The organism is Hymenobacter convexus, assembly GCF_030580955.1.
Taxonomy (GTDB): domain Bacteria; phylum Bacteroidota; class Bacteroidia; order Cytophagales; family Hymenobacteraceae; genus Hymenobacter.
The window spans coordinates 84,825-109,940 of the sequence record NZ_JAUQON010000013.1 but is presented as its reverse complement, the minus strand read 5'-3'; the positions used below and the strand labels follow the sequence as shown (position 1 = coordinate 109,940).

The following is a 25,116-nucleotide window of genomic DNA, read 5'->3' as shown; positions in this document are numbered from 1 at the left end:
AACCACGGATAGCAGCCCCAGCCCGGTCAGCCGGAAAAAGCCCCTGCCCAAGGGAATGCCGGCCCCGCCCCGACAGCAGCCCGAAGAAGCCGTGGGGCCGCTGGCCACCATTGTTGCAGGAAACCAACGCCTTCGGCCACCCGGCCGAAGGCGTTGGTCATTTAAGGAGGCTTCATCCGGGCATCATTATTGCGCACGGCTGACGACTTATTCCTCCAATCCCTATGACCAAAAAGCTACTGCCTTCGCTGCTCCTGTTTCTGTGCTGGCTGGGCCTGAGTGGCGCGGCGCGGGCCAATGGCCTGCCCCCCACAGGCCGCCCGTTGGCCGCCGTCCTCAACCCCGACGGCACCCTCCTGCCCGGGGCCACGGGCTCGTTCGACGCCCGCCAGTTTCGGATGAATACTGCGCCCGACGGGCGGCCGGTATTTAGTCCGGCTAGCACCAGCGGCACCGGCGACGAACGGTGGCAGGATGGCCTCGGGCTGAACGGCGCCGAGCGGCGCGTGAACACCGTGGTGCGGTCCGGCAACGATATTTACGTGGGCGGCGCGTTCCGGCTCATCGGCAACATCGTGGCCAATTACGTGGCCAAGTGGAACGGCACGGCGTGGAGCTCCCTCGGCACCGGCCCGGCCAACGGCACCAACTCCGAGGTGCTGACGCTGGCCGTGGCCCCGAACGGCGACGTGTACGCAAGCGGCCTGTTCAGCCTGGCCGGCAATACCCCCGCCGACGGCATTGCTAAGTGGAACGGCACCGCGTGGAGCGCCCTGGGCACGAGCCCCACCGGCGGCCTCGACGGCTTTGCCTACGCCCTGGCCGTGGCCCCCAATGGCGACCTGTACGCGGGCGGCACCATCACCCAGGCCGGCGGGCTGCCCGCCAACGGCGTGGCCCGCTGGAACGGCACGGCCTGGAGTGCCCTCGGCACCGGCGTCAGCCTGGGCAGTGCGAGCGGGCGCCCCGTCAGCGCGCTGGCCGTGGCCCCCAACGGCGACGTGTACGCGGGTGGCAGCTTCACGGAGGCCGGCGGGCTGCCGGCCAACGGCCTGGCCCGCTGGGACGGCACCGCCTGGAATATCCTCGGCACCAGCGCGGCCAACGGCACCAACGGCGGCGTACTCGCCCTGGCCATCGGCATCAATGGCGACCTGTACGTGGGCGGCAGCTTCACCCAGGCCGGCGCCGTGCCCGCCAACAACGTGGCCCGCTGGAACGGCACCGCCTGGAGCGCCCTAGGCACGGGCGTAGCCAACGCGGCCCCGGCGGTGGTGGCAATGGGCGTGGCCCCCAACGGCGACTTGTACATCGGCGGCAACCTCACGCAGGTGGGCGGGGCCACCGTAAGCCGGGTGGCCCGGTGGAATGGCACGGCCTGGAGCGCCGTGGGCACGCCCCCGGCCAACGCCATCGGTACTACCATCAACGCGCTGGCAGTGGCCGGCAACGGCGACGTGTACGCGGCCAGCACCAGCGCCAACACCATTGCCGGCGCGGCCGCCTACTACCTGCTCCGCTGGAACGGCGCGGCCTGGAATACCGTCAGCACCGGCCTGAACGGCGTGTTCGGCCTCACCTACAACCCCGCCATTAATGCGATGACGACCGCCGCCAACGGCGACGTGTACGCGGCCGGCGAGCTCCGCATGGCCGGCAGCGCCGTCGTGAGCGGGGTGGCCCGATGGAACGGCACGGCCTGGAGCGCCGTGGGCCCCGCCACCGCCAATATCAACAACACGGTGCGGGCCGTGGCCGTGGCCGCCAACGGCGACGTGTACATCGGCGGCATTTTCACGCAAATTGGCACCGCCGCCATCAGCTACGTGGCCCGCTGGAATGGCACGGCCTGGAGCGCCCTGGGTACCGGCAGCAGCCTGAACAACTCCGTGAATGCCTTGGTGGTGGCCAGCAACGGCGATGTGTACGCCGGCGGCACCTTCACCCAGGCTGGCAACGCCGGTATTGGCTACGTGGCCCGCTGGAATGGCATCGCCTGGAGCCCCTTGGGCACGGGCACCGCCAATGGCGTGAATGGCCCCGTGGGGGCCCTGGCGCTGGCCGGCAACGGGGATTTGTACGTGGGCGGTGCTTTCGACAATGCCAGCGGCATCATCGCCAACAACGTGGCCCGTTGGAACGGCACGGCCTGGAGCGCCTTGGGCGCCGGCCCGGCCAACGGCGTCAATGCCTTCGTGGATGCCTTGGCGGTGGCTGGCAGCGGCGAGGTGTACGCGGGCGGCGGCTTCGCGCAGGCGGGTGGCGTGCCCGCCAGCCGCGTGGCCCGCTGGAACGGCACGGCCTGGGGGGCGCTGGGCGCGGGCGCCCCCACCGGCACCAATGGCGAGGTGTACACGCTGGGCGTGGCCGGCAATGGCGAGGTGTACGTGGGCGGCAACTTCACGCAGTTCGACGGCATAGCGGCGGCCCGCGTCGCCCGTTGGACTGGCACCGCGTGGAGCCCGCTCGGCACCGGGCTCAACAACCTGGTAACCGCCCTCACCATCGGAACAACCGGCAAGGTTTATTTCGGCGGGTCGTTCACGGCCGTGGGCGATGGCAGCAAAGTCCTGTCCCGCTTCGCCATCTACGACCCCAACGCGCCGCTGCTGGTAGCCCGGGCCGCAGCCCCGTCCGGGTTCGCTGCTTTATTCCCAAACCCGGCCCACGGCCGCGCTACCCTGCGCCTGCCCGCGGGCGCCCCCCAACAGCCCATCACACTGAGCAATGCGCTGGGTCAAACCGTACGCCGCTACCCCGCCCCAACCACCACCGAGCCCGCTCTGGACCTGCGCGGCCTGCCCGCCGGCACCTACGTAGTGCGTTGCGGCCAGTTCTCGCAGCGCCTGGTGGTGGAGTAGGGGAGTGGTTTTTACCAACGAAAAAGCCCGCTGGCCAATTGGTCAGCGGGCTTTTCTGCTTCAACAGGAAGAAGAGCTTATACGGCCGGCTTCGGAGCGGGCAGGTCAAACGCCGTAGCGTCGTGCTCAAAATGGCCCTTGTGCGAGCCATCGCAGAACGGCTTCTGCTTGGAGAGCCCGCAGCGGCAGATGCTGATGCGCTGGCGCCCGCCGAGGCCGTAAGCATTGCCTTGAGCGTCTACGAGTTCGATTTCTTCGCCCTCCACGCGGAGGGAGCCATTGGAAAGGACGGTGAGTTTGGTGGCCATGGGAAAGCGTTGAGTTTTGAGGGTTTGAATGTTGAGTTGACTTTTGTTGGTAACTGTCATCCTGAGCTTGCGAAGGACCTTACCACATTGCAATGAATTGTTCTTGCTTGATAAGGTCCTTCGCAAGCTCAGGATGACATACGGAAATTATAACTCCTTCCGCATGATGTAGTCGTTCATGAAATACGGCCCAATGGGCACGTCCACCTCGCGCTGGCGCACGAAGCCGCGCCGCTCGTAGAAGGCAATGGCCGGGTTGTAGCGGTTCACGTTCAGGTCGAGGAAGGTGCCACCGGCGGCGCGGGCCGCGTTTTCCACCGCCTCGATGAGGTGCACGCCAAGGCCCTGGCCCTGCCGCGTGGGCAGCACGTATATTTTGTGCAGCTTGTAGCCGGTGCCGCCGGCTTCCTCGGCCGGCAGGGGGCTGAAGGACGCAAAGCCCGCCGGCTCACCCTCCACATATGCCAGCAGAAACGAGTGCTGCTGCTCCGCCATCTGCCGCTTCAGCGAAGCCGAGGTGTAGATGACCCGGTACATATACTCCAGCTGCTCGCGCGAGATGATGAAGCGGTAAGTGGGTTCCCACGTCGCTTCGGCCAAACCGATGATGGTGGGAATGTCCTGGAGCGTGGCGGGCTCGATGCGCGTCGGCGCGAGTTGGGCGTCAGATGTCATAAGCGGCAAAACACGAAATTGGGGCGAAAAAACCGAAACCGGCCGCCAGCGTTGATACGGTTGGCGCGCTCCTTGCGTTAAAAGTCGCATCACCGTTTCAAAATCGACCCTTCTATGAAAGCTTCTGCCTTCGTTTTCCTACTGATTTCCGGCCTGCCCGTGGCGGCCCACGCCCAGGCCAATTCCACCCAGGCCGAGCTGCTGCGGCGCGGCGAACTCACTGGTTCCCGGCCCTCGGCCCGCCCGCAAACGCAGTCCAGTTTCCCCGTGGCCCGCCGCGCCACGCCTGCTTCTGACCCCGTGCAGCAGCACTTCCTCAATTCCGACGTGAACCTGGCCCAAACCAGCGCCAGCCAGCTGCCCGACCTCTACGAGCGGTTCATCGCCACCACCCGCGACGAGCGCCGCACTTGGAATTACGCGCAATGGGACGCCGCCGGCCAAGTGCTTTCCCGCCTCAACCAACGCTACGAGCAAGTCCGCACCGACCTGCCCTTCGAGGAAAGGCTGCGCATCCGCAGCTTCCAGGGTGAGTTTCACACCCTGCGCGGCGCCCGTGACGTGAAAGAAAAGCTCGACTAGCGGCTGCACTTGGTAGCAATTGAAAAGCCCGTCATGCTGCGCTGCGCGCTGCATGACGGGCTTTCACCCTGGTCCTAACCCGGCTGGCCCGGCAGCGGCGCTTGCTGCACCAGCCACCTCATGGCCGCGGCCGGGTCGTCGAACTGCTCAATGGCGATGTGAGGCCGCAGGGCGGCAATGAACTCGTGGCTGGCAAACTGATTTTCGCGGTCGGGCGAAAACAGGTAGGCCATGGCCCGCACGCCGGCTTTCAGCGCCTGGGGCAGCCACTCGTACTGCAGCCAGGGCAGGGCGTCGCTCCAGTCGCCGCTGGTGTCGCTCTTGTCGTTCAGTATCAAGGGGTAGTCCAGCTGCTCCCGCCATTGGGCGCCTTCCTGCACGCCCCTGATGACCTCGGCCCCCGTGAGGTGGCCGTGCCAGCGCACGTAAAGGATTCGTTGTTCGGGGTAGTAGATGTACTCCGCCAGCGGGGCGCCGTGGGCATCCGTCAGGCTGAGCAGTTGGGTAGCGGGAGAGGAAAGCATGACAGGAAATTACAAAAATTTCGCAGGGGTTTTCAAATATAGCCAATGATGAATTAAGGTCCGTTAATTCCAATGCCTTGCTACCTTTGGGGTTCTGCTTTTCACTCGTCTTTTTCGTTCGTAGCGCATGCACATTGCCATCGTCGGCAACATTGGAGCCGGTAAAACCACCCTGGCGCACAAGTTGGCTCAGCATTTTCGTTGGGAAGTTTTTCTCGAAGACGTGGACGACAATCCGTATTTAAAGGATTTTTACCACGACATGCCCCGTTGGGCGTTTCACCTGCAAGTCTATTTCCTCAACGGCCGTTTCCGCCAGACGCAGCGCATCAAAGAGCTGCAAAAAGCCGGCCGCGGCATCATCCAGGACCGCACCATCTACGAAGACGCCCACATCTTCGCCGCCAACCTGCACGAGTCGGGCCTGCTTGAAACCCGCGACTACAACAACTACTACGCGCTGTTCGAGTCGATGATTGACCTCGTGGCGCCGCCCGATTTGCTGCTCTACCTCCGCGCCGACCTGCCCAAGCTCGTGAGCCAGATTGAGAAGCGCGGCCGCGACTACGAAAACAGCATCAGCATCGAGTACCTCAAAAGCCTCAACGAGCACTACGAGAAGTGGATTGGCGAGTACAGCGCCGGCCGCCACCTCATCGTCGACGTGAGCGAGCTTGACTACGTGCGCAACCCCGAAGACCTCGGCACCATCATCGACAAGATTAATAACACCCTTTTCGGCCTGTTTTAAGGGGCGCCAAGACGGAGAGGTCGTAGCAAAAACAGCACGTCCTGCTGAGCGCAGCCGAAGCATCTCGCGTGTGGTAGTAAATCCTGTCGATTGGATTACTTCAGCACGCGAGATGCTTCGGCTGCGCTCAGCAGGACGTGCTGTTTATTAACCTCTTTATTAATCCCAATCCTTACTCACCGCCCGGTAGCGCCTCGTTGAAAAAATCAACCATCGGCCGCGCCGCCGCGATGGCCGCCACCAGCTGGTCCACAAAATCCGGTGCCAGCACCTCCGCGTCGGTATAAAACCGGCCCACGCCGAACGTTTTCAGCCGCAGCCAGGCCAGGTCCGGGTCGTCGGTCGCATAGCCGCGCGGCGGCCGCGTCAGTTGCGGCCCCGTGGTGTCCAGACCGTCCGGAAAGTAGCGCAGTAGCTCCGGCGCCTGCCGCAACCGATGAAACTCGTCACTGCTATAATGAATTTCCTGCCGAATGGCCGCCAGCAGCTCCGGGGTGGGGTGGAAGGTGCCCGCCCCCAGCCAGCTCTTGCCCTCGGGCTGAATGGCGATGAAATAGCCGGCCCGCGGCGCGTGGCGCCCGCCCCGCTTGAGGCCGGCGCCCATCCGGCGCTTGTAGGGCTCGGGGTCGCGGTGGGCGCGGTCGTTTTTGTGCAGCCGAAACATGACGTCGGTAGTGGTGAGATTGGCCAGGTCGGGGTCGGTGGCGGCCACGCGGGCCAGCACCTGGCGTACCAGCTCGGTGCAGGCGGCGCGGGCGCGTTGGTAGTCGGGGCGGTGCTCGGCCATCCAGGCCGTGGTGTTGTTGGCCGCCAGCCGGGCCATAAAATCAAGCAGGTAATCCAGTTCCATCGGGCAAATAGCGCGGCCAAAAGCAGGCGCGGCATTCCCCAACGCAGCCCGCACGGCCGGAGTTGCCAAAGGGGCCGCTGGGCGCTACTTGTAGCTGAGTACCGTCAGGGCGTCGCCCACCCGCAGGCGGCCGTGGCCGGGGCCGGTCACGTTCTGGCCGAAGAGCGTGCTGTTTTCAGTCTTGCGGTAGGTGGCCAGCGTGCGCAGCGGGTCGCCCACGGGGCTTTTCAAGGCGGTATCCTGGTCGATGGTCGTGAGCACGCAACGTCCGCAGCCGCGCACCGCCCGAAACGGCACCTCGCCAATCTGGAACTGCTCCCAGTTGTCATCCTCGTAGGCCACGCCGCCTTCGAATACCAGGTTGGGCCGAAACCGGTTCATGGGCACGGGCTGGGCCAGGCGCGTGTTCAAATCAGCCAGCGCTGCCTCGCCCGCCAGCAGAAACGGGTAGCCGTCGGCGAAGCTTACCAGCTGGCCTTTGGGGTTGAGGGCGGGCTCCACATCGCGCCGCACCATATCCGACATATACACCAGCCGGCACGGGCGGCCCAGGGCTTCGGCCAGCCACTCGTCGGCCTCCGGCGTGCCACGCCAGGCCCACAGAATGTCGTCCCACACCGTCACAAACAGCGTGCGGTCGGGCGTGGCTTCAAAGGGAATGAACACCGGCAGCAAATCGGGCCGCTGGCGGTGCGAAATCAGAAAGCCGTTGTAGGCCGGTGCCACGGCCAGCAGGGCCAGTTCCGGCTGCTGCCGCTGCGTCATGAAGCGGTTGCGCTCATCTACCAGCAGCCAGCGGCGGTCGTGGCGCAGGCCGCGGGCCGTCACCTCGGCCTCGGGCACAGCATAGCCGCCCAGGGACTTGACGGGGTAAAGAAACAGGCCGGAAAGCGTGAGCGGTGCAGACATGGGCACAAAAGTACCGCCCCCCGCGCTACTCCACCACCAGCAAATCCGACGCGCGTACAAACGCCACCTTGCGCTGCCACTCCACCCGGCACCAGATGTCTTGCCGCCCGAGTACCAGCAGCCTATCGCCAAGGGCCGCCGTGCTCAGCCAGGCCGCGCCCGCGCTGGGCCCCGCCATCAGGGCCGCGCCCGAATGGGCCACCAGCCCCACCGGCGTAGGCCGCAGCCAGTGCAGGTAGGCACCCAGCAGCGCCACGTAGGCGGCATAGCCCAGCCAGGCGCCGCGCGGCCCGCGCCGCCACAGCAGCCAGATGGCGCCCACCACCGCGCCCCCCAGCAGTATTTGCAGCGCGGGGTAGTAGTAGCGCTGGGCCTGCACCCGCAGCTCCTGCTGCCAAGTGGCCGGGTAGCCCACCAGCCGGTGCCGGGCCGCCACGGCCGCCATTTGCCGCCACGTTCGCACCCGCGGCTGCCGGGCCTGCGCCAGGCTCAGGTACAATAGCGCCGCCGGGTAGTGCCCCAGTTGCTGCTGCGCATAAGCCATTTTGAGCAGCAGGCTGGGCGAAACGCGTCGCTTCTGCCACACCTGCGCCCGATAAAACGGAAAAGCCGCCCCGTATTGGCCCGCCGAGAAAAGCGAATCGGCCCGTTGAAAGCTTTGGGAACCGGTCGAGGCAGCAAAAGTAGAATTTTTTTTTGCCGCCGGATTTGCACTCAAGCCGCAGATAGGCAGGAAGATTAGAAAGAGGAAAAGGGTTCGCACAGCAATGGGAGTGACTTTTTTTTAAAGTCAGGGTTGTGTAGTCCGGGAGGCTATAGTACTTTTGTGCCACCAAAGAAGGAAACGCCCTTCCAAGGTAAAGGTACCGATTCTGTAGCTCAGCTGGTAGAGCAGTACACTTTTAATGTACGGGTCCTGGGTTCGAATCCCAGCGGGATCACAGCAAAGCGCCCCATTCTGGAAACAGGATGGGGCGCTTTCGTTTTGGTCGGTCCAACTGCCGCTAGGTGCTGACCGATTGGCTTTACAACTGGCCAAACGCCAAAAGGCCCCGCAGAAGCTAATGTTGCGGGGCCTTTAGATAATTGAACAGCGGCAAATGCTACTTCAGCAACTCGTGCAGCACGGTTTGCATGGAAATGGTCCGGTTGCCGGCTTCCTGGATGATGAGCGAGCCGGGCGCGTCGAGCACGGCGTCGGACACTTCCACGTTGCGACGCACGGGCAGGCAGTGCAGGAATTTGGCGCCGTCCGTCAGGGACATGTGCTCGGGGGTGAGCATCCAGGCGGGGTCGTTGCCCAGTACTTGGCCGTAGTCGAGGTAGCTGCTCCAGTTTTTGGCCTGCACGTAGTCGGCGCCTTCCAGGGCTTTCTTCTGGTCGTATTCGATGCGGGCGCCTTTGGTGAATTTGGGGTCGAGCTCGTAGCCCTTGGGGTGGGTGATGACGAAATCGACCCAGTCAATTTCCGAGAACCAGTCGCAGAAGGAGTTGGGCACGCACTGGGGCAGGGCGCGCACGTGCGGTGCCCAGGTGAGCACCACTTTCACGCGCTCCTTCTGCTTGGTCTCGGCCACCGTAATCAGGTCGGCGAACGACTGCAAGGGGTGCAGCGTGGCGCTTTCCAGACTGATGACGGGCACGGTGGCGTATTGCAGAATCTTGTTAAACACGACTTCGCCGTAGTCCTCGGCCTTGTCCTTGAGGGTGGGAAAGGTGCGCACGCCCAGCACGTCGCAGTATTGGCTCATCACCGCAATGGCGTCCTTGATGTGCTCCTGGGTGCCGCCGTTCATCACCGCGCCGTCGGCCATTTCCAGGGTCCAGGAGTCGGCCCCGGCGTTGAGCACCCAAGCTTGCGCGCCCAGGTTGTAAGCCGCCTTCACCGAGCTGAGCCGGGTGCGCAGGCTGGGGTTGAAGAAGATAAGGCCGACGGTTTTGTTGCGCCCGATGTGCTGGTAGCCGTAGGGGTTAGCCTTGATTTCAAGGGCTTGCTTGAGAAGGGCGTGGTAGTCGCCGGCATCGGCGAAGGAGGTGAAGTTTTTCATAGGATTTGCAATAGCTTAAAGTCAGAACGCGCCTTGCGAGACAGGATGAATAATATCCTTATTTGTTTCCGACGCTTGAATACTCTCCGTTAGACAGGCGAGCTACGCTGTCGATAACGCACCGGCCATTCTCAGTTTTAGTGTAAAGTAGAAAGCTGAATTTCTCGCCTTCAGGTAAAGACTCCGGCAGTTCGTAAATACCTCCGCGGACTTTTTTATTCGGGGCTCGATAAACTCGTAGGCCATCAATATCTGATGCTGCGTAAAGCTCCATCATCCAGAACACTTCGTCTGCCTCGAAGCCCTCTGGCTCACCGTCTTCCATCCTAGCTTCATCCAATGCTTTGCCCCGGCGAAGCAGAGATGTGCGTTTTTCTTGCAAATAGCTTTTTGAGAAGTAGCCAGACTTTCCAAGCATTGCCAAATAGCTGTCGACGCTGCGCCAATCCATCTGATAATACTTCGTTGAGCTTTTTTGGTCGGATGTTACCTGTGCCGCTACGGCTGAATCTGTTTCTGGGGTGATGGGGATTTTGAATTGTACACTTGAACCTTCAGGGTGTGGCTTCTCAACATCTGCAAGGTCCAGGTACCACCGCAGAAACCCTTTCATTCGTTCACCACAGGTATCCAGATGCGTTGAGACCGGTGCAGCCGCTACCACGGAATCTTGAGTAAAGGGCTGCTTTGGTGAGGTAGCAACCGTTTGCTGCGAAGACTTGTCCGAACCACAAGCAAGCAAACAAATACCGAGTATGGCTACTACAGTCGAATTAAAAAGCCGCATTGAATTGAGTTCCGAAGATTAGTTGCTAACAAACGAAAAACGTCATGCTAAACTGCAACGAAGTGGGAGAGATGCTTCGGCTGCGCTCAGCATGACGTTATTTTTCGCTTATTCAGCTAATTACATCGCCTTATACTCGTTCCAGCTCTTAATCTTCAAGTCCTTCATTTCCAGCGAGCAAAAGGCTTGGATAAACGCCTTCGCCAGCCGCGCATTCGTCAGCAAGCCGACGCCGAAATCCACGGCCGTACGGCGGATTTTGTAGTCGTTGTCCAACTCGCCTTTCGACAGGTTTTTTGGGATGTTGATGACCAGGTCAATTTTCTTTTCCTTCAGGTACGTCAGCACGTTGGGCTCTTGCAACTCATTGGGCCAGAAGAGCAGGCTGCTGGGGATGCCGTTTTCGGCGAAGAAGCGGTGCGTGCCCTGCGTGGCGTACACGGTGTAGCCCTTTTTGATGAGCAGCGCGGCGGGCGCGAGCAGGGCCACTTTGGAGATGATGGGGCCACCGGAAATCAGCACCGATTTCTGCGGAATTTTGTAGCCCACGCTCAACATCGATTTCAGCAGGGCTTCCTCGGCGGTGTCGCCCAAGCAGCCGACTTCGCCGGTGCTCACCATGTCCACGCGCAGCACCGGGTCGGCGCCGGGCAGGCGGGTGAAAGAGAACTGCGGGGCCTTCACGCCCACGAAGGGCAGGTCGTAGACCCGCTCGCTTTCGTCGCGCTCTACGTGCTTGCCCAGCAGCACTTGGGTGGCCTTTTTAATCAGGTTGTTGCCCGAGATTTTGGACACGAACGGGTAGCTGCGCGAGGCCCGGATGTTGCACTCAATCACGCGGATTTCGCCATTTTTTTCCAGGAACTGGATGTTGAACGGGCCGCTGATTTCGTAGCGCTTGGCAATCTTTTCGGCGATGATTTTCAGCTTGCGGATGGTGCCCACGTACACCCGTTGGGGTGGGTAGTACATGGTAGCGTCGCCGGAGTGCACGCCGGCAAACTCCACGTGCTCGGAAATGGCGTAGCTCAAGATGTCGCCGTGGTCGGCCACCGCGTCCAGCTCAATTTCCTTGGCTTCCTGGATGAACTCGGACACCACCACCGGGTATTCGGCGCTGACCTCGGCGGCCGTTTTCAGGAATTCTTCCAGTTCAAAGTTGTTGGAAACCACGTTCATGGCCGCGCCCGACAACACGTAGCTCGGCCGGATGAGCACCGGGAAACCGACTTCGCGCACGAATTCCTGCATGGCAGCTAGCGAGGTCAGCTCCTTCCAGCGCGGCTGGGCAATGCCCAGCTCGTCCATGATGCTGCTGAATTTGTGGCGGTTCTCGGCCTCGTCGATGCGGGCCGGCGCAGTGCCCAAGATGGGCGCGTCGGCATCGGCCAAGCGGGTGGCGAGGTTGTTGGGAATCTGGCCGCCGGTGCTCAGAATCACGCCGCCGGGCTGCTCGAAATCCAGGATGTCCATCACCCGCTCGAAGCTCAACTCTTCGAAATACAGCCGGTCCGAGACGTCGTAGTCGGTCGAAACGGTTTCGGGGTTGTAGTTGATAATGATGGTTTTATAGCCCTCGGCCGCCGCCGTTTGCACGGCCTGAACGCCGCACCAGTCAAACTCCACCGACGAGCCGATGCGGTACACGCCCGAGCCCAGCACCACCACTGACTGCGCGGTTTCGCGGGCCAGGTCGTTTTCGGTGCCGTGGTAAGTGGTGTAGAGGTAGTTGGTTTTGGCTGGGAATTCGGCCGCCAGCGTGTCAATCTGCTTCACCACGGGCAGCACGCCCAGGGCCTTGCGGCGGGCGCGTACCAGCAACTCGTCGGCTTTGGTGCCGTGCGTGTCGTCGCCCTCGCCCAGCAGCTTCACGGCAATCTGCTGGTCGGAGAAACCAGCTTTCTTTACGTCGCGCAGTAGCTTGGTTTCCAGTCCGTCCAGGCCCGCGCTGCGGCCGGCGGCCAGCTGCTTGCCCAGCTCGAAAATGGTGTACAGGCGCTGCAAAAACCAGTGGTCAATCTTGGTCAGGTCGTGCACCTGCTCCAGCGTGTAGCCGGCCTCGAAGGCGCTGTTGATGGCGAAGATGCGCTCCTCGTTCGGCTCGCTCAGGAGCTGGTCGATGGCGGCGTGGTCCAGGTCCTCCTCGGGGCGGTTGGCCACGAAGCCACGCTTGCCGGTGTCCAGCATCCGCAGGCCTTTCTGGATGGCTTCCTCGAAGGACTTGCCGATGGCCATCACCTCACCCACGCTCTTCATGGCGCTGCCAATCTGGCGGTTAACGCCTGCAAACTTGCCCAAATCCCAGCGCGGCAGCTTCACTACCACGTAGTCGAGCGCCGGCTCGAAAAAGGCCGACGTGGTCTGCGTCACGCTGTTTTTCAGCTCGGCCAGCGAGTAGCCCAGGCTCAGCTTGGCGGCCACGAAGGCCAGCGGGTAGCCCGTGGCCTTGGAGGCCAGCGCCGAGGAGCGCGACAGGCGCGCGTTCACCTCAATCACGCGGTAATCCTCCGAAACGGGGTCCAGCGCGTACTGAATGTTGCATTCGCCCACGATGCCCAGGTGGCGGATAGTTTTGATGCCGATGCTGCGCAGCTTGTGGTACTCGCGGTTGCTCAGCGTCTGCGACGGGGCCACGACGATGCTCTCGCCAGTGTGGATGCCGATGGGGTCGAAATTCTCCATGTTGCAGACCGTGATGCAGTTATCATAGGAATCGCGCACCACTTCGTATTCCACTTCCTTCCAGCCCTTCAGCGACTCTTCCACCAGAATCTGGTCGGAAGTGGTGAAGGATTTTTGGGCCAGCGTCCGCAGCTCGTCCATGTTGTTGGCGAAGCCGCTGCCCAGGCCGCCCAGCGCAAACGCCGCCCGCACGATGATGGGGAAACCGATTTTCTCGGCCGCTGCCAGGGCGTCGTCCATCGTCGTCACGGCCACGCTGCGGGCCGAGAGCACGCCAATCTGCTCCAGCTTCTCCTTGAAAATATCCCGGTCCTCGGTGTCGATGATGCTCTGCACGGGCGTGCCCAGCACCTTCACGTTATACTTCTCGAACACGCCGGCACGGTACAGGGCCACGGCGCAGTTCAGCGCCGTTTGGCCACCGAAGGCCACCAGAATGCCATCGGGCTGCTCCTTTTTGATGACTTCCTCCACGAAGTAGGGCGTCACGGGCAGGAAGTACACGTCGTCGGCAATGTTGTCCGACGTCTGCACTGTGGCAATGTTGGGGTTGATGAGGATGGTGCGGATGCCTTCCTCCTTCAGCGCCTTGAGGGCCTGCGAGCCGGAATAATCGAACTCCCCAGCCTCGCCAATTTTGAGGGCGCCGGAACCAAGGATGAGAACTTTGTTGGGTTTGTTCATTCTAAGGGGTGTGTTCAAAATAGAACGTCATGCAGAGCGCAGCGAAGCATCTTGCCCGCTTCGTTGAAAAAATATCAGTTGTGTTTCTGTCCGTAAGACATCACGCCAATCATGTTGAATTTCATGGCTTTTGTGAATGACGTATTACAAATCAGAACTTCATTCGTTTTTAAAAGCGCACTCATTTGGGTTAATGATTCGCTTAAAGTTGTCAGATGCGAACCTTCTCCATATCCGATTATCAGATACACTTTCTCATCTTCAAAAAAGTTATGAGCAAGCTCGGCTACTTTTTGAGTTTGATAATCATTATCACTCTCATTGTTTAGCCCGATGTAAATCCACTCTGACCAATCAAAAGTGCGTGTTAAATCTCGGCTAGCTATTACAATATTCGCCGCATCTGACATGTCTGCCGATTCAATGTCAATAAGCGGCTCGTCAGGTTCAGGTTCTGTTGGTGTCAAGCTCAATACGAATACTTCTTCGGCAGCTATTACAGCCTCCAATCCCACACTAGCATCAAATGAGCATTTGATATTCCTGCCAACCTCTTCAAATTCTAAACCAAAGAGGACGTTCTGGAAACTGAAATCATTGAACTCCATTTTATCTATCCCGATAAACTGAAGTTCTACGTCGCAGTGCTTTATTAATTTGTAATAACCTCGCTCATCAACTTCGCTTGTCATTTCGAAGGCGGCAATTATAAATGTGACAGAGTAGCGCCCAGTAGGGTGAGTTTCAAAAGTTGTCTTAGTGACTTCAGCGTCGTGAAAGCTCGGCCAGTAACCGAAATGCTGAATAACAATTTCAGAATTGACTATTCGGCTAATTACTGGGTCTTCACTTTCGGACATTTGTGCTGGTCATTTATGCAGGCGAAGCGGGCGAGATGCTTCGCTGCGCTCTGCATGACGTTCTTTTTCGTGTCGTTCTACTTTCCCTCCTTATACTCCACCACCGCTTTCAAAAAGTCATCAAACAGAAACTCCGTATCCTGCGGCCCGCCGGCGGCTTCGGGGTGAAACTGGGTGGAGAAGAACGGCTTGTTTTTGTGCTTGATGCCTTCGCAGGTGCCGTCGTTCAGGTTCTCGAACAGCATATCCCACTCGGCGGGCAGCGTTTCGGTATCGACCGCGAAGCCGTGGTTTTGGCTGGTGATGTAGCAGTGCTGGGTGCCGGTGAGCTTCACGGGCTGGTTGTGGCTGCGGTGGCCGTATTTCAGCTTGAAGGTGTCGCCGCCCGCCGCCAAGCCCATGAGCTGGCTGCCCAGGCAGATGCCGAAAATCGGCTTGTCCTGTTGCAAGGCTTTGTGGAGGTTTTGGATGGTGGTGGCGCACATTTTGGGGTCGCCGGGGCCGTTGCTCAGGAACAGGCCGTCGTAGTCGAGGGTCGTGAAATCGTAGTCCCAGGGCACGCGAATCAGCTCCACGTCGCGCTCCAGGAAGCAGCGGATGATGTTGGTTTTGGTGCCGCAGTCCACGAGCACGATTTTGTGTTGGCCGTGGCCGTAGTGCTGCACGCCGGCCGGGCTCACCTGCGCCACCAGGTTGTCGAGGTTGGGGTCGTGCAGGGGCACGTCGGTTTCGGCCACGATTTTGCCCAGCATGGCGCCTTTCTCGCGCAGCTTCTTGGTGAGCATGCGGGTATCGACGCCGAAAATGCCGGGGATGTTGTACTCCTTGAGCCAGTCGCCGAGGCTTTTGGCGGCGTTCCAGTGGCTGTGCTCTTCGGAGTAGTAGTTCACCACCAGCCCGGCAATGTGAATTTTGTCGGACTCGAAAATCTTCGAAATTGACTCGTACAGCTCCTCGCCGGGCACGCCGTAGTTGCCCACCATGGGGTAGGTGAGCACCAGAATCTGGCCGGCGAAGGACGGGTCGGTGAGGTTTTCGGGGTAGCCGGTCATGGCCGTGCTGAATACCACTTCGCCCGCCGATGAGGTGAACGCGCCGAAGGAAGTGCCCTCGATTTCGGTGCCGTCTTCGAGGATGAGTTTGACCTGTTTCGTGTTTTCCAAAGTAGTGTTAATATTAAAAAAAAGGCTGAATGCGAAGCGCTTCAGCCTTTTTCCTATTGTTGATATTTTACTGACCGTACGCTGTCGTTAAGCAGCTTTACTAGTATGAGACTGCCATCGGTATCAGGTAGCTCATAGGCCATTACCAGCAAGGAATCGGCCTTTGATTTCTCCCAATAGGTGGAATCAGGCGTCGATAGAGTATTCAAAACCTGCTGCCGCGTCATGCCTTTCTTCGCCTGGCTTACCCGGCTTATGCGATTGAAAGTGTCGTAAGCCCCCACGAAGTATTTCAAATAAAGCCCGTATCCGACCGACAAGCAGCAGCAGATAATGATGACCAAAGTTGAAGGTTTCATCGGGGCAGGTGGCTAAGTCAAATTCGACTTCGCACCACAAAGATGCGGCCTGGCAGCAAATGATTTAGTCGAGAGCCGAAGCTTGTTGGATAATTTCCACCGATTTCTCCGTCAGCGCATACAGCGCCTGCAAGAACCGGTCGACTTCTACCTTGCTGATATTCAGCGGTGGCAGCAGCCGGAGCACCGTGGGGTCGGAGGCGTTGCCCACAAAAATGTGGTGTTCCGAAAGCAGCTTGTCGCGCACGTCCTTGATGGGGAAGTCGTACTTGATGCCCACCATCAGGCCGCGGCCGCGGATTTCTTCGGCGCCGGCGTGGGCTAGCAGCGCGGTGCGCAGGTAGTCGCCCAGCTCGGTGGCGTGGGCCAGCAGGTTTTCCTGTTCGATGACTTCGAGCACGGCCAGGGCGGCGGCGCAGGCCAGGTGGTTGCCGCCGAAGGTGGTGCCCAGCAGGCCGTAGGAGGCCTTCAGCTCCGGCGCAATCAGGATGCCGCCGATGGGGAAGCCGTTGCCCATTCCCTTGGCCACGGAAATGATATCGGGCCGGATGCCGGCGTGCTGGTGCGCGAAAAACTTGCCGCTGCGGCCGTAGCCGCTCTGCACCTCGTCGGCAATCAGGATGACGCCATACTGTTTGCATAGCGCCGCCAAACCCTGCAGAAGCTCATCGGAAGGCATAATGATGCCGCCCACGCCCTGAATCGGCTCGATGATGACGGCGCAGACGTCGCCGCTTTGAAGCGTGGTTTCCACCGCCGCCAAGTCGTATTCCAGGAAGCTGATGGCGTGGCCGGCGTTGAAGGGCGCCACAATTTTGGGGTTGTCGGTGGCCGCCACCGCGCCGCTCGTGCGACCGTGAAACGCACCTTTAAACGCCACCACGCGGGTTTTGCCGGTGTGGAAGGAGGCCAGCTTCAGCGCATTCTCGTTGGCCTCGGCCCCCGAGTTGCACAGAAACAGCGCGTAGTCCTCGTAACCTGATACCTGGCCCAGTTTGTGCGCCAGCTGCGTCTGAATCGGAATCTGCACCGAGTTGGAGTAGAAGCCGATGTTTTGCAGCTGCTCGGTGAGGCGCTGCACGTAGTGTGGGTGGCTGTGGCCGATGGAAATAACGGCGTGGCCGCCGTAGAAATCCAGGTACTCCTGGCCCTGGTCGTCCCACAGCTTCGCGCCGAGCGCCTTCACGGGCGTGATGTTGACGAGGGGATAAACGTTGAAAAGCTCCATGGTTTTATAAGCTGTTAGCTACTTTAAACGGAGAATGATTTTGACTGAAGCTTGCTACTTACCAGCTTTATAGCGAATGCTTTTAAATATTTCTAATACTAAATTCTGATTAGCAGCAGAAAGGTTCTTTCCATAAATACCCAGGCCAGAATAATATCTGCAGTTATTAATGAAGATATCAGTAGCTCCGGCCCCTGCTTTCGTAGGTGTTATGATAACTGCTGCCATGCCATTAATTGTATCGGCCTTAACAATGTGTTTCATGCCTGGTTTATCCCGGAATTTGTAATCTCCTCTTGCTACTTTTTCTCTGGCGCGTAAAAGTTCACTACTTAGGCTACAGATTGTGTCATTTGAACCTTCGTAAGTACTGTCAAACTCAAGATTTACAGAATTGCCTTCTAGAATGATATTGCCTGGAACAGAATCCACACCCCTTTCATAAACTATTTTAGCTCCTTTCGGTGCCTTGAATATCCAGTGATTATCTAGCTGGTAATCAATCCAGCCTGACGTATCTATTACAGGCGAATCTTTTTCTAGACAACTAATAGACAGGCAAGCAGCCAGCAAGATGTAAAATAAAAAAGAGCGTTTCATCATTGGCATCAGTTACAAAAGCCCCGCCTTCAAATTCAATCCTGTCGTTTCCGGCAGCCCAAATAGCAAATTCATATTCTGCACGGCCTGACCCGAAGCACCTTTCACCAGATTATCAATCACCGAGGTAATCAATAACTGCTTGCCCTGTTTCTGCACATGCAGCAGGCATTTATTAGTGTTCACAACCTGCTTGAGGTGAATTTCCTTGTCTGAAACCGTGGTGAACGGTGCGTCAGCATAAAACTGTTTGTACAGTTCCCGCGCCTCGTCCTGCGTCAAATCCGAGGGCGTGTAAACGCTGGCGAAAATGCCCCGCGAGAAATTGCCGCGGTAGGGGATGAAGTGCATCTCGGCCTCCGACTGCGGCTGTAGCTGCGCCAGGCTCTCGCCGATTTCGCCGAGGTGCTGGTGCGTGAAGGGCTTGTAGATGGACACGTTGTTGGTGCGCCACGAGAAATGCACCGTTTCCGACAGGCTCTGGCCCGCGCCGGTCGAGCCAGTAATGGCCGAAACGTGAATGTCGTCGGTGAGCTTGCCGGCCTGCGCCAGCGGCAGCAGCGCCAGCTGGATGGCCGTGGCGAAGCAGCCGGGATTAGCAATGCTCTGCGCCTGCTGGATGCGGCTTTTGTTCAGCTCCGGCAGTCCGTACACGAACTCGCGGCCTTCAAATTCGGCATCCGCATTCAGGCGGAAATCGTTGCTCAAGTCGATGATGTGCGTGGTTTCGGGCAGGGTGTTTTTCTGGAGCCAAGCTTTGGAATTGCCGTGGCCCAAGCACAGAAATACCACGTCCTCATCGCCGGCCAACTCGGAGGTGAAAGCTAAATCGGTTTCCCCCACCAAGTCGTCGTGTACTTGCGAAACAGGATTGCCGGCGTTCGACGAACTCACGATGCCGCCCAGTTCCACAAATTCGTGGTTCAGCAAAATACGAATCAGTTCGCCGGCGGTGTAGCCGGCCCCGCCCACGATGCCAGCCTTAATTTTCATCGTGCAGGCTATTGCTGATTTTGAGCTGGTTGCCGAAAATCTTGATGAAGCCACGCGCGTCGCGTGAATCCCAGGCGTTGTTCTCCTCGCCGTAAGTCGCCACTTTCGACTGCATCATATCATACTTCGACTCAATGCCGAGCAAGTCGAACTGATAGGGCTTGAGCTGTACGAACACCTTGCCCGAAACATGGTTCTGCGACGATTCCAGGAAGGCTTCCATGTCGCGCATTACTGGGTCAAGGTACTGGGCCTCGTGTAGCAGCGTGCCGTACCAGTTGGCGATGTAGTCCTTGTGCAGCAGCTGCCAGCGGGTGCTGGTGTGCTTCTCCAGCAAGTGGTGCGCCTTGATGAGCATGAGCGGCGCGGGCGCCTCAAAACCCACGCGGCCCTTGATGCCCAGAATGGTATCGCCCACGTGCGTGTCGCGGCCAATGGCGAAGGCCGAACCCAGCTCATTCAGTTTCTGAATCAGGGCCACCGGCTCCAGGTTTTCGCCGTTCAGTGCCACCGGTTCACCTTTTTCGAAGGTGATTTCCACGCGCTCCGAATCGTGGCGCTGCAACTGCGAGGGGTAGGCGCTTTCGGGCAGTGCCTCGTGCGAGGTCAGCGTTTCGACGCCGCCCACGCTGGTGCCCCAGATACCTTTGTTGATGGAGTATTTGGCCTTTTCCCAGCTCATCTCGAAGCCCTGTTTTTGTAGGTATTCAATCTCGGCCTGGCGCGAGAGTTTCAGGTCGCGGATGGGCGTGAGGATTTCCGTTTTGGGCGCAATTACCGCAAAAGCCACGTCGAAACGCACCTGGTCGTTACCGGCGCCGGTACTGCCGTGCACGATGTAATCGGCTTCGTTGGCGCGGGCGTACTCGGCAATGGCCAGCGACTGGAACATGCGCTCGGCGCTTACGCTCAACGGGTAAGTGTCATTCTTCAACACGTTGCCGAACAACAGGTAGCGCAGGCAATCCTGGTAAAATCGGGTGGTCACGTCAATTACCTCGTGCTTCACCGAGCCCAATTCGTAGGCGCGCTTCTCAATGGCGGCCAGCTCCTCGGCTGTGAAGCCGCCCGAATTGACGATTACCGTGTGCACTTCCAGGTCGAGCTCGCGCGACAAATAGACGGCGCAAAACGAGGTGTCGAGGCCGCCGCTATAGGCAAGAATGGCTTTTTTCTTCATTATGATGCAGAATTGTTTTCAGAAGCAGAGTTTTGGGGGAGGGGCAGCGTAGGGGTAAGGGCAGCGAAGTCGGGTACCTGCAACTGTACCAGCTGCTTTTCAGGCGTGTCGTAAAGCATGCCGGTGCAGAGGCACATTTTGCGCTCATTCTCCATCAGGATGCCGTAGTTTTTACAGCTTTTGCAGCCTTTCCAGAAGTCTTCGCTGGTGGTCAGTTCCGAGAAGGTGACGGGCTCGTAGCCGAGGTCGGTATTGATTTTCATCACGGCCAAGCTGGTCGTGATACCGAAAATCTTGGCCTGTGGGTACTTGGTGCGCGAAAGCTCGAACACCGCCTGCTTGATGGCCCGGCCCACGCCGCCCTTGCGGATTTCGGCGTTCACAATCAGGCCCGAGTTGACGACAAATGTCTTGTCATCAAAGGTTTCGATGTAGCAAAAGCCCGCCAGCTCATCGTCCACGAAGGCGATAATGCCGTCGCCGCTGGCCATTTTCTGGGCCACGTAAGCTGGCTCGCGTTTGGCGATGCCGGTGCCCCGCGTTTTGGCCGACTCGACGTACCATTGGCATAATTGTTCAGCGTACTGGGCGTCCGCTGCCGTTGCAACCCGAATTGTCATTGATTATAAAATACTTAGGGATAGATACGTGGCTGTCCGGAAAGCCCGGCCGTCGTTTTATACGGGGGATTCCTGCTAAAGCCCAAACCTGTCTGTAAGTTGAGCGGATACTGGCCCGGCTCAAAGGGCTGGCCAAGGGGCCAACATGCGGCTGCTGAAGCCGCTAGGGTCGTCGCACCAAGGCGCAAGTCGTTTGGCACACGCCGGCCACACCCGGCCGAGTGGCCGGAGTGAGCATCAGAAACGTGGAAACGGAGCGGACCATGGCGGAAACTAAGTCGATTCGGCGCTCTAACGAAGCAGCGAACGAAGTGGTTCAATTCTGCCGCAAAGGTAAAAGCCCCTACTTTTGCCCACAACATTTCCCGCATTATTTTTGAAAGAAGCGCCGGCCACCCTCGGGTTTGCGCAATTAGGTGAAGCAACGATGAAGCCCGAATTACAGGTTTTTAAAATAGGCGGTGGCATCATTGACAACGAGGCCGACTTGTTGGAATTCATCCGACTTTTTGCCCAAGTAAGCGGCCCGAAAATCCTGGTCCACGGCGGAGGCAAGGGGGCCAGCGATATGATGAAAAGCCTGGGCATTGTGCCGCGCATGGTAGAGGGCCGTCGCATCACCGATGCCGTGGCGCTGGATTTGGTGACCATGTTCTACGCCGGCAAAACCAACAAGCAAATTGTGGTGGCTTTGCAAAGCCACGGTGTTAACGCGCTGGGCCTCAGTGGCGCCGATGGCAATATGATTCAGGCCGTAAAACGTCCGGTGCGCGACATTGACTACGGTTTCGTGGGGAATTTGAGCGAGGAGAGCGTAAATGCCAACCTCATTCAGCAGTTTCTGATGCTGGGGCTGACGCCAGTATTCTGCCCGATTAACCACGACGGGCACGGCCAATTATTGAATACCAACGCTGATACCATTGCGGCTTCTGTGGCGAAGGCATTAAGCGCGCAGTATGCAGTATCGTTGCATTTCTGCTTCGAGAAAAAGGGCGTATTAACTGATGTAAATGACGATAATTCGGTAATCCCTAAAATTAATCTGGCTGATTATGCCGAGCTAAAAGAAAGTGGAATCATTGCCAATGGTATGCTGCCCAAATTAGAAAATGCATTTGACGCGCTGCAATTTGGTGTCGAAAAAGTAATTATTGAGCACGCGCTGCACATCAACGATGTTCTGAAAACGACATTATGCCTGACCTGATAAATCAATTGAGCAACGAAGCCGTTGATTTATTAATTCGGCTCATCAAAACGCCTTCCTTTTCCCGTGAGGAAGCCGGGACGGCCACCCTCATCGAGGAATTCCTCACGGCTCACAGCGTGACAGTGAAGCGGCGGCAGAACAACGTTTGGGCAGTCTCACGGCACTTTGATGCCCGTAAGCCGACAGTATTGCTCAACTCGCACCATGACACCGTGAAGGCCGGCGCCGGCTGGAAATACAACCCTTTCGGTGCCGTGCTGGAAGGCGATAAATTAACCGGCTTGGGCAGCAATGATGCCGGTGCTTCGGCCGTGAGCTTGCTGGCTACCTTCCTGTATTTCCAGGACAAGCAAGCCGCGTTTAATTTAATTTGCGCAATTACCGCCGAGGAAGAAATATCAGGCGCAAATGGTATTCGAAGCGTGCTCCCGGAATTTGGTAAAATTGACCTCGGAATTGTGGGCGAGCCGACGGGCATGAATCTGGCAATAGCCGAAAAAGGCCTGATTGTGCTGGATGCCACTGCCCATGGCAAATCCGGCCACGCAGCCCGCGATGAAGGTGAAAATGCCCTTTATAAGGCGTTGGATGACATTCAGTGGCTACGCGGCTTTCAATTTCCCAGAGTGTCGCCGTTGCTGGGGCCGGTAAAAATCACGGTGACGCAAATAAGCGCAGGCACGCAGCACAACGTGGTGCCCGACCGCTGTCAATTTGTAATTGATGTGCGAACGAATGAACTGTACCAGAACCAGGAAATTGTTGACTTTTTGCGAGGAAAATTGCAGTCGGAAATTTTGCCCCGTTCTACGCATTTGAATTCTTCGCGCATTAGCGATAATCACCCGCTAATTAAAAAAGGCATGGTGATGGGAAAGACGACATACGGCTCGCCCACGTTGTCGGACCAGTCGATGATGCCGTTTGAAACGGTGAAAATAGGGCCTGGCGAAAGCGCGCGCTCGCACACACCGGATGAATTTATTTTGGTGAGTGAAATTCAGGCGGGTATTCGGGATTATATCGAATTGCTGAGCGGGCTGCAGTTGTAGCGGCTGATTAATTGACGTATTCGAAACAGCACGTCAATCAATCAGGCATTTTCCAAGGTGGCAATGTCAATTTTATGCATTTGCATGAGGGCGGCTATTTTGCGTTTGGCGCGCTCGGGGTCGTCGCTGCGCAAAAGCTGGCCGAGGTTGCCGGGCGTGATTTGCCAGGCTACGCCGAAGGGGTCTTTTAGCCAGCCGCATTGGCCAGGCTGGCCGCCGTTGGCCGTCAACTGGTGCCATAATTCGTTGATTTCTGCCTGATTCGCGCAGGTTGCCTGCAACGAAATGCCATCGGTGAAGGTGAAGTGGGGGCCGCCGTTCATGGCGATGTAGCGCTGGCCGGCCAGGATGAATTCCACGGTCATGACGCGGCCGCTGGCTGGCCCGCCGCTGTAGTAGGTGGTATTAAGGATGGAAGAATCCTTGAAAATGCTGGTGTAGAGCTTAACAGCGGCTTCGGCCTGGTCGTTGTATGTTAGGAAAGTGGTGATTTTTTGCATGGTTTCGCGGGTGGTTAGGGCAGTCAAAAGTAGTGCCTAGCCCGGGCCGGCAGGCAAAATAATTACGCCAACTGACGGGGGCATTTGCGCCAAAATTTAGGCGGGGATAGCTGCGCCGCAACGGGCCGTTAGCGGGCAACTTCTGGCGCTGGCGTACCTTTGCGCGCATGAAAATCTGGGAAAAAGGCATTGCCGTTGATAAGAAAATTGAGCAGTTCACGGTGGGGCACGACCGGGAGCTGGACCTTTATCTGGCCAAATTCGACGTGCAGGCCTCCAAAGCACAGGCCAATATGCTGGCGAAAGTGGGCTTGCTGAGCGAGGCCGAAAACCGGCAGCTGCAGCAGGGGCTGGCTGAGCTGGCGGCGGAGATTGAAGTCGGCAGTTTCACTATTGGAGAGGAGTTCGAGGACGTGCACTCCAAGATTGAGTATTACCTGACCGAGAAGTTTGGCGACGCGGGCAAGAAAATTCACACCGCCCGCTCGCGCAACGACCAAGTGCTGACGGCTATTCAACTATTCATCAAAGACTATACCGAGCGCACGGCGGCCCAGATGCTGGCGCTGGCCGAGGTGCTGCTGCAAAAGGCCGAGGCCCACAAAAACGACCTGTTGCCGGGCTACACGCACTTTCAGGCGGCCATGCCGAGCAGCTTCGGGCTGTGGTTTTCGGCCTATGCCGAGCACTTGCTGCTAGATTTGGCGCTGTTTGAGGCGGCGCACACCGTGGCCGACCAGAACCCGCTGGGCTCGGGCGCAGGCTTTGGCAGCAGCTTCCCGATTGACCGCGAGATGACCACGCGGGAAATGGGTTTCGGCAGCGTGGCGGTGAGCAGCGTGGGCGCCCAAATGCTGCGCGGCAAAACCGAGAAGACGCTGGCGTTTGCCATTGCGGGCGCGGCGGGCACGCTGGGCAAGCTGGCGTATGATTTGGTGATGTACAACAGCCAGGATTTGGGCTTTGTGACCTTGCCCAAGGAGTTTACGACGGGTTCGAGCATCATGCCGCACAAGAAAAACCCCGATGTGTTTGAACTCGTGCGCGGCCACGCCAACCGCCTGCAGGCGCTGCCTAACGACATCATGCTGGCCACCAGCAACCTGCCCAGCGGCTATCACCGCGACTTTCAGCTGCTGAAGGAACTGCTGTTTGGGCCGATGATGCAGTTTGCCGATTTGCTGGACATGCTGCTGTTTGCGCTGCCCGAAATCAAGATTAAGGCCGGCGTGATTGAGCAGGCGAAATACGACCCGATATTCTCGGTGGAAAATATCAATCAATTAATTATTGCCGGCGTGCCGTTTCGTGACGCCTACCAGCAGGTGGGCCGCGCCGTGGAAGATGGTAGCTACGCGCCGCACCGCGAGTTTCAGACCACGCATCTGGGCAGTATTCATAACCTGGGACTGGCCGAAATTGCCGGTAAAATCAAGCGTTTGCAGCAAGGGAGTCCGCTATTTAAATAAGCCCTGAAAAGCCTGCTATGAAGCGCTAGCAGCGTCGTTGATGAATTGATTAGGTGACTTCAGAATGAATTAATAAATAACAGCACCGGTATGACCTGTAAAGCAGCTGGTTTTCTTGCTTCTTCTGCTAAATCACCAGTGCCAATGCGTCAATGCATTGTGGCTGGTGATTTATAGCTTACTGATGACAGATTTTACACAGAATTGGCGCAGTAGCA

The 25,116-nt window shown here is 58.6% G+C and carries 24 protein-coding genes and 1 tRNA gene; 7 read left to right on the top strand and 18 right to left on the bottom strand.

The features are described 5' to 3' along the window. Nucleotides 1–224 precede the first annotated feature (224 nt). On the top strand, nucleotides 225–2,861 hold the full coding sequence (locus tag Q4S41_RS21875) for a T9SS type A sorting domain-containing protein (protein WP_305033271.1): 2,637 nt from the start codon (nucleotides 225–227) through the stop codon (nucleotides 2,859–2,861). Between the two features lie 77 nt (nucleotides 2,862–2,938). Here the strand turns inward: Q4S41_RS21875 and Q4S41_RS21870 are convergent, their stop codons facing one another. Continuing rightward, on the bottom strand, nucleotides 2,939–3,169 hold the full coding sequence (locus Q4S41_RS21870) for a CDGSH iron-sulfur domain-containing protein (protein ID WP_305014225.1): 231 nt from the start codon (nucleotides 3,167–3,169) through the stop codon (nucleotides 2,939–2,941). Between the two features lie 147 nt (nucleotides 3,170–3,316). Then, on the bottom strand, nucleotides 3,317–3,844 hold the full coding sequence (locus Q4S41_RS21865) for a GNAT family N-acetyltransferase (RefSeq protein ID WP_305033270.1): 528 nt from the start codon (nucleotides 3,842–3,844) through the stop codon (nucleotides 3,317–3,319). A 114-nt stretch (nucleotides 3,845–3,958) separates the two neighbouring features. Between Q4S41_RS21865 and Q4S41_RS21860 the strand changes: the two genes are divergently transcribed. Then, a complete protein-coding gene (locus Q4S41_RS21860) occupies nucleotides 3,959–4,426 on the top strand; it encodes a hypothetical protein (RefSeq protein ID WP_305033269.1) in 468 nt (155 codons plus the stop codon). 74 nt (nucleotides 4,427–4,500) lie between these two features. On the opposite strand, the gene Q4S41_RS21855 is transcribed toward Q4S41_RS21860, so the two are convergent. After that, the gene (locus Q4S41_RS21855; RefSeq protein WP_305033268.1) at nucleotides 4,501–4,950 is read right to left on the bottom strand and encodes a hypothetical protein; all 450 of its coding nucleotides are present in this window, start codon (nucleotides 4,948–4,950) and stop codon (nucleotides 4,501–4,503) included. Between the two features lie 127 nt (nucleotides 4,951–5,077). On the opposite strand from Q4S41_RS21855, the gene Q4S41_RS21850 reads away from it, so the two are divergent. Next, nucleotides 5,078–5,701 (top strand): deoxynucleoside kinase, encoded by a 624-nt coding sequence (locus Q4S41_RS21850; protein ID WP_305033267.1) that lies wholly within the window; start codon nucleotides 5,078–5,080, stop codon nucleotides 5,699–5,701. Between the two features lie 172 nt (nucleotides 5,702–5,873). Here Q4S41_RS21850 and Q4S41_RS21845 read toward each other — a convergent pair whose 3' ends face one another. The 3 genes from Q4S41_RS21845 to Q4S41_RS21835 all read right to left on the bottom strand — a co-directional run bounded on the left by Q4S41_RS21845 (nucleotide 5,874) and on the right by Q4S41_RS21835 (nucleotide 8,046). Then, complete coding sequence (locus Q4S41_RS21845) at nucleotides 5,874–6,551, bottom strand: DUF2461 domain-containing protein (RefSeq protein WP_305033266.1); 678 nt, start codon at nucleotides 6,549–6,551, stop codon at nucleotides 5,874–5,876. 84 nt (nucleotides 6,552–6,635) lie between these two features. After that, entirely contained in the window at nucleotides 6,636–7,460 is an 825-nt protein-coding gene (locus tag Q4S41_RS21840) for an MOSC domain-containing protein (protein ID WP_305033265.1), read from the bottom strand. A 25-nt stretch (nucleotides 7,461–7,485) separates the two neighbouring features. After that, entirely contained in the window at nucleotides 7,486–8,046 is a 561-nt protein-coding gene (locus Q4S41_RS21835) for a hypothetical protein (RefSeq protein ID WP_305033264.1), read from the bottom strand. Between the two features lie 282 nt (nucleotides 8,047–8,328). On the opposite strand from Q4S41_RS21835, the gene Q4S41_RS21830 reads away from it, so the two are divergent. Beyond that, nucleotides 8,329–8,401 (top strand) — tRNA-Lys (locus Q4S41_RS21830). 162 nt (nucleotides 8,402–8,563) lie between these two features. Here Q4S41_RS21830 and Q4S41_RS21825 read toward each other — a convergent pair. From Q4S41_RS21825 to Q4S41_RS21775, 11 genes are all read right to left on the bottom strand, one after another. Further along, complete coding sequence (locus Q4S41_RS21825; RefSeq protein ID WP_305033263.1) at nucleotides 8,564–9,508, bottom strand: acetylornithine carbamoyltransferase; 945 nt, start codon at nucleotides 9,506–9,508, stop codon at nucleotides 8,564–8,566. 58 nt (nucleotides 9,509–9,566) lie between these two features. After that, a complete protein-coding gene (locus Q4S41_RS21820) occupies nucleotides 9,567–10,295 on the bottom strand; it encodes a hypothetical protein (protein WP_305033262.1) in 729 nt (242 codons plus the stop codon). Nucleotides 10,296–10,415: 120 nt separating this feature from the next. After that, entirely contained in the window at nucleotides 10,416–13,661 is a 3,246-nt protein-coding gene (gene carB / locus Q4S41_RS21815) for a carbamoyl-phosphate synthase (glutamine-hydrolyzing) large subunit (protein WP_305033261.1), read from the bottom strand. A 74-nt stretch (nucleotides 13,662–13,735) separates the two neighbouring features. Next, complete coding sequence (locus tag Q4S41_RS21810; protein WP_305033260.1) at nucleotides 13,736–14,521, bottom strand: Imm50 family immunity protein; 786 nt, start codon at nucleotides 14,519–14,521, stop codon at nucleotides 13,736–13,738. Nucleotides 14,522–14,598: 77 nt separating this feature from the next. Then, nucleotides 14,599–15,684 carry a glutamine-hydrolyzing carbamoyl-phosphate synthase small subunit gene (gene carA / locus Q4S41_RS21805; RefSeq protein WP_305033259.1) on the bottom strand — a complete coding sequence of 362 codons (1,086 nt, stop codon included), beginning with the start codon at nucleotides 15,682–15,684 and terminating at the stop codon, nucleotides 14,599–14,601. Nucleotides 15,685–15,737: 53 nt separating this feature from the next. Then, nucleotides 15,738–16,043, bottom strand: coding sequence for a hypothetical protein (locus Q4S41_RS21800; RefSeq protein ID WP_305033258.1), 306 nt, complete (start codon nucleotides 16,041–16,043; stop codon nucleotides 15,738–15,740). Between the two features lie 64 nt (nucleotides 16,044–16,107). Then, nucleotides 16,108–17,271, bottom strand: coding sequence for an aspartate aminotransferase family protein (locus Q4S41_RS21795; RefSeq protein ID WP_305033257.1), 1,164 nt, complete (start codon nucleotides 17,269–17,271; stop codon nucleotides 16,108–16,110). A gap of 54 nt (nucleotides 17,272–17,325) precedes the next feature. Continuing rightward, nucleotides 17,326–17,874, bottom strand: coding sequence for a hypothetical protein (locus Q4S41_RS21790; protein WP_305033256.1), 549 nt, complete (start codon nucleotides 17,872–17,874; stop codon nucleotides 17,326–17,328). A 9-nt stretch (nucleotides 17,875–17,883) separates the two neighbouring features. Continuing rightward, on the bottom strand, nucleotides 17,884–18,864 hold the full coding sequence (gene argC, locus Q4S41_RS21785) for an N-acetyl-gamma-glutamyl-phosphate reductase (protein ID WP_305033255.1): 981 nt from the start codon (nucleotides 18,862–18,864) through the stop codon (nucleotides 17,884–17,886). Beyond that, on the bottom strand, nucleotides 18,854–20,044 hold the full coding sequence (gene argG, locus Q4S41_RS21780) for an argininosuccinate synthase (RefSeq protein WP_305033254.1): 1,191 nt from the start codon (nucleotides 20,042–20,044) through the stop codon (nucleotides 18,854–18,856). The genes argC and argG overlap by 11 nt, the downstream gene beginning before the upstream one ends. Next, entirely contained in the window at nucleotides 20,044–20,664 is a 621-nt protein-coding gene (locus Q4S41_RS21775; protein ID WP_305033253.1) for a GNAT family N-acetyltransferase, read from the bottom strand. Before Q4S41_RS21775 ends, argG begins: the two co-directional genes overlap by 1 nt. 349 nt (nucleotides 20,665–21,013) lie before the next feature. Between Q4S41_RS21775 and argB the strand changes: the two genes are divergently transcribed. Beyond that, nucleotides 21,014–21,874, top strand: a complete 861-nt coding sequence (gene argB, locus Q4S41_RS21770; RefSeq protein WP_369811342.1) for an acetylglutamate kinase — start codon at nucleotides 21,014–21,016, stop codon at nucleotides 21,872–21,874. Then, nucleotides 21,862–22,929, top strand: a complete 1,068-nt coding sequence (locus tag Q4S41_RS21765; RefSeq protein WP_305033252.1) for a M20 family metallo-hydrolase — start codon at nucleotides 21,862–21,864, stop codon at nucleotides 22,927–22,929. Before argB ends, Q4S41_RS21765 begins: the two co-directional genes overlap by 13 nt. A 41-nt stretch (nucleotides 22,930–22,970) precedes the next feature. On the opposite strand, the gene Q4S41_RS21760 is transcribed toward Q4S41_RS21765, so the two are convergent. Beyond that, nucleotides 22,971–23,429: a VOC family protein gene (locus Q4S41_RS21760; protein ID WP_305033251.1), complete on the bottom strand. Its 459-nt coding sequence runs from the start codon at nucleotides 23,427–23,429 to the stop codon at nucleotides 22,971–22,973. Between the two features lie 167 nt (nucleotides 23,430–23,596). On the opposite strand from Q4S41_RS21760, the gene argH reads away from it, so the two are divergent. Further along, the gene (gene argH, locus Q4S41_RS21755; RefSeq protein ID WP_305033250.1) at nucleotides 23,597–24,898 is read left to right on the top strand and encodes an argininosuccinate lyase; all 1,302 of its coding nucleotides are present in this window, start codon (nucleotides 23,597–23,599) and stop codon (nucleotides 24,896–24,898) included. The last annotated feature ends 218 nt before the right edge of the window (nucleotides 24,899–25,116 follow it).

Bases quoted from the DNA above. Each gene is read 5' to 3' on its own strand.
- Q4S41_RS21845 (WP_305033266.1), bottom strand. From the start codon at position 6,551: ATGGAACTGGATTACCTGCTTGATTTTATGGCCCGGCTGGCGGCCAAC.
- carB (WP_305033261.1), bottom strand. From the start codon at position 13,661: ATGAACAAACCCAACAAAGTTCTCATCCTTGGTTCCGGCGCCCTCAAA.
- Q4S41_RS21765 (WP_305033252.1), top strand. From the start codon at position 21,862: ATGCCTGACCTGATAAATCAATTGAGCAACGAAGCCGTTGATTTATTA.
- Q4S41_RS21875 (WP_305033271.1), top strand. From the start codon at position 225: ATGACCAAAAAGCTACTGCCTTCGCTGCTCCTGTTTCTGTGCTGGCTG.
- Q4S41_RS21810 (WP_305033260.1), bottom strand. From the start codon at position 14,521: ATGTCCGAAAGTGAAGACCCAGTAATTAGCCGAATAGTCAATTCTGAA.
- argG (WP_305033254.1), bottom strand. From the start codon at position 20,044: ATGAAGAAAAAAGCCATTCTTGCCTATAGCGGCGGCCTCGACACCTCG.
- Q4S41_RS21820 (WP_305033262.1), bottom strand. From the start codon at position 10,295: ATGCGGCTTTTTAATTCGACTGTAGTAGCCATACTCGGTATTTGTTTG.
- Q4S41_RS21795 (WP_305033257.1), bottom strand. From the start codon at position 17,271: ATGGAGCTTTTCAACGTTTATCCCCTCGTCAACATCACGCCCGTGAAG.
- Q4S41_RS21775 (WP_305033253.1), bottom strand. From the start codon at position 20,664: ATGACAATTCGGGTTGCAACGGCAGCGGACGCCCAGTACGCTGAACAA.
- Q4S41_RS21840 (WP_305033265.1), bottom strand. From the start codon at position 7,460: ATGTCTGCACCGCTCACGCTTTCCGGCCTGTTTCTTTACCCCGTCAAG.
- Q4S41_RS21790 (WP_305033256.1), bottom strand. From the start codon at position 17,874: ATGATGAAACGCTCTTTTTTATTTTACATCTTGCTGGCTGCTTGCCTG.
- Q4S41_RS21825 (WP_305033263.1), bottom strand. From the start codon at position 9,508: ATGAAAAACTTCACCTCCTTCGCCGATGCCGGCGACTACCACGCCCTT.
- argH (WP_305033250.1), top strand. From the start codon at position 23,597: ATGAAAATCTGGGAAAAAGGCATTGCCGTTGATAAGAAAATTGAGCAG.
- argC (WP_305033255.1), bottom strand. From the start codon at position 18,864: ATGAAAATTAAGGCTGGCATCGTGGGCGGGGCCGGCTACACCGCCGGC.
- Q4S41_RS21855 (WP_305033268.1), bottom strand. From the start codon at position 4,950: ATGCTTTCCTCTCCCGCTACCCAACTGCTCAGCCTGACGGATGCCCAC.
- Q4S41_RS21850 (WP_305033267.1), top strand. From the start codon at position 5,078: ATGCACATTGCCATCGTCGGCAACATTGGAGCCGGTAAAACCACCCTG.
- Q4S41_RS21870 (WP_305014225.1), bottom strand. From the start codon at position 3,169: ATGGCCACCAAACTCACCGTCCTTTCCAATGGCTCCCTCCGCGTGGAG.
- Q4S41_RS21860 (WP_305033269.1), top strand. From the start codon at position 3,959: ATGAAAGCTTCTGCCTTCGTTTTCCTACTGATTTCCGGCCTGCCCGTG.
- Q4S41_RS21865 (WP_305033270.1), bottom strand. From the start codon at position 3,844: ATGACATCTGACGCCCAACTCGCGCCGACGCGCATCGAGCCCGCCACG.
- Q4S41_RS21800 (WP_305033258.1), bottom strand. From the start codon at position 16,043: ATGAAACCTTCAACTTTGGTCATCATTATCTGCTGCTGCTTGTCGGTC.
- Q4S41_RS21760 (WP_305033251.1), bottom strand. From the start codon at position 23,429: ATGCAAAAAATCACCACTTTCCTAACATACAACGACCAGGCCGAAGCC.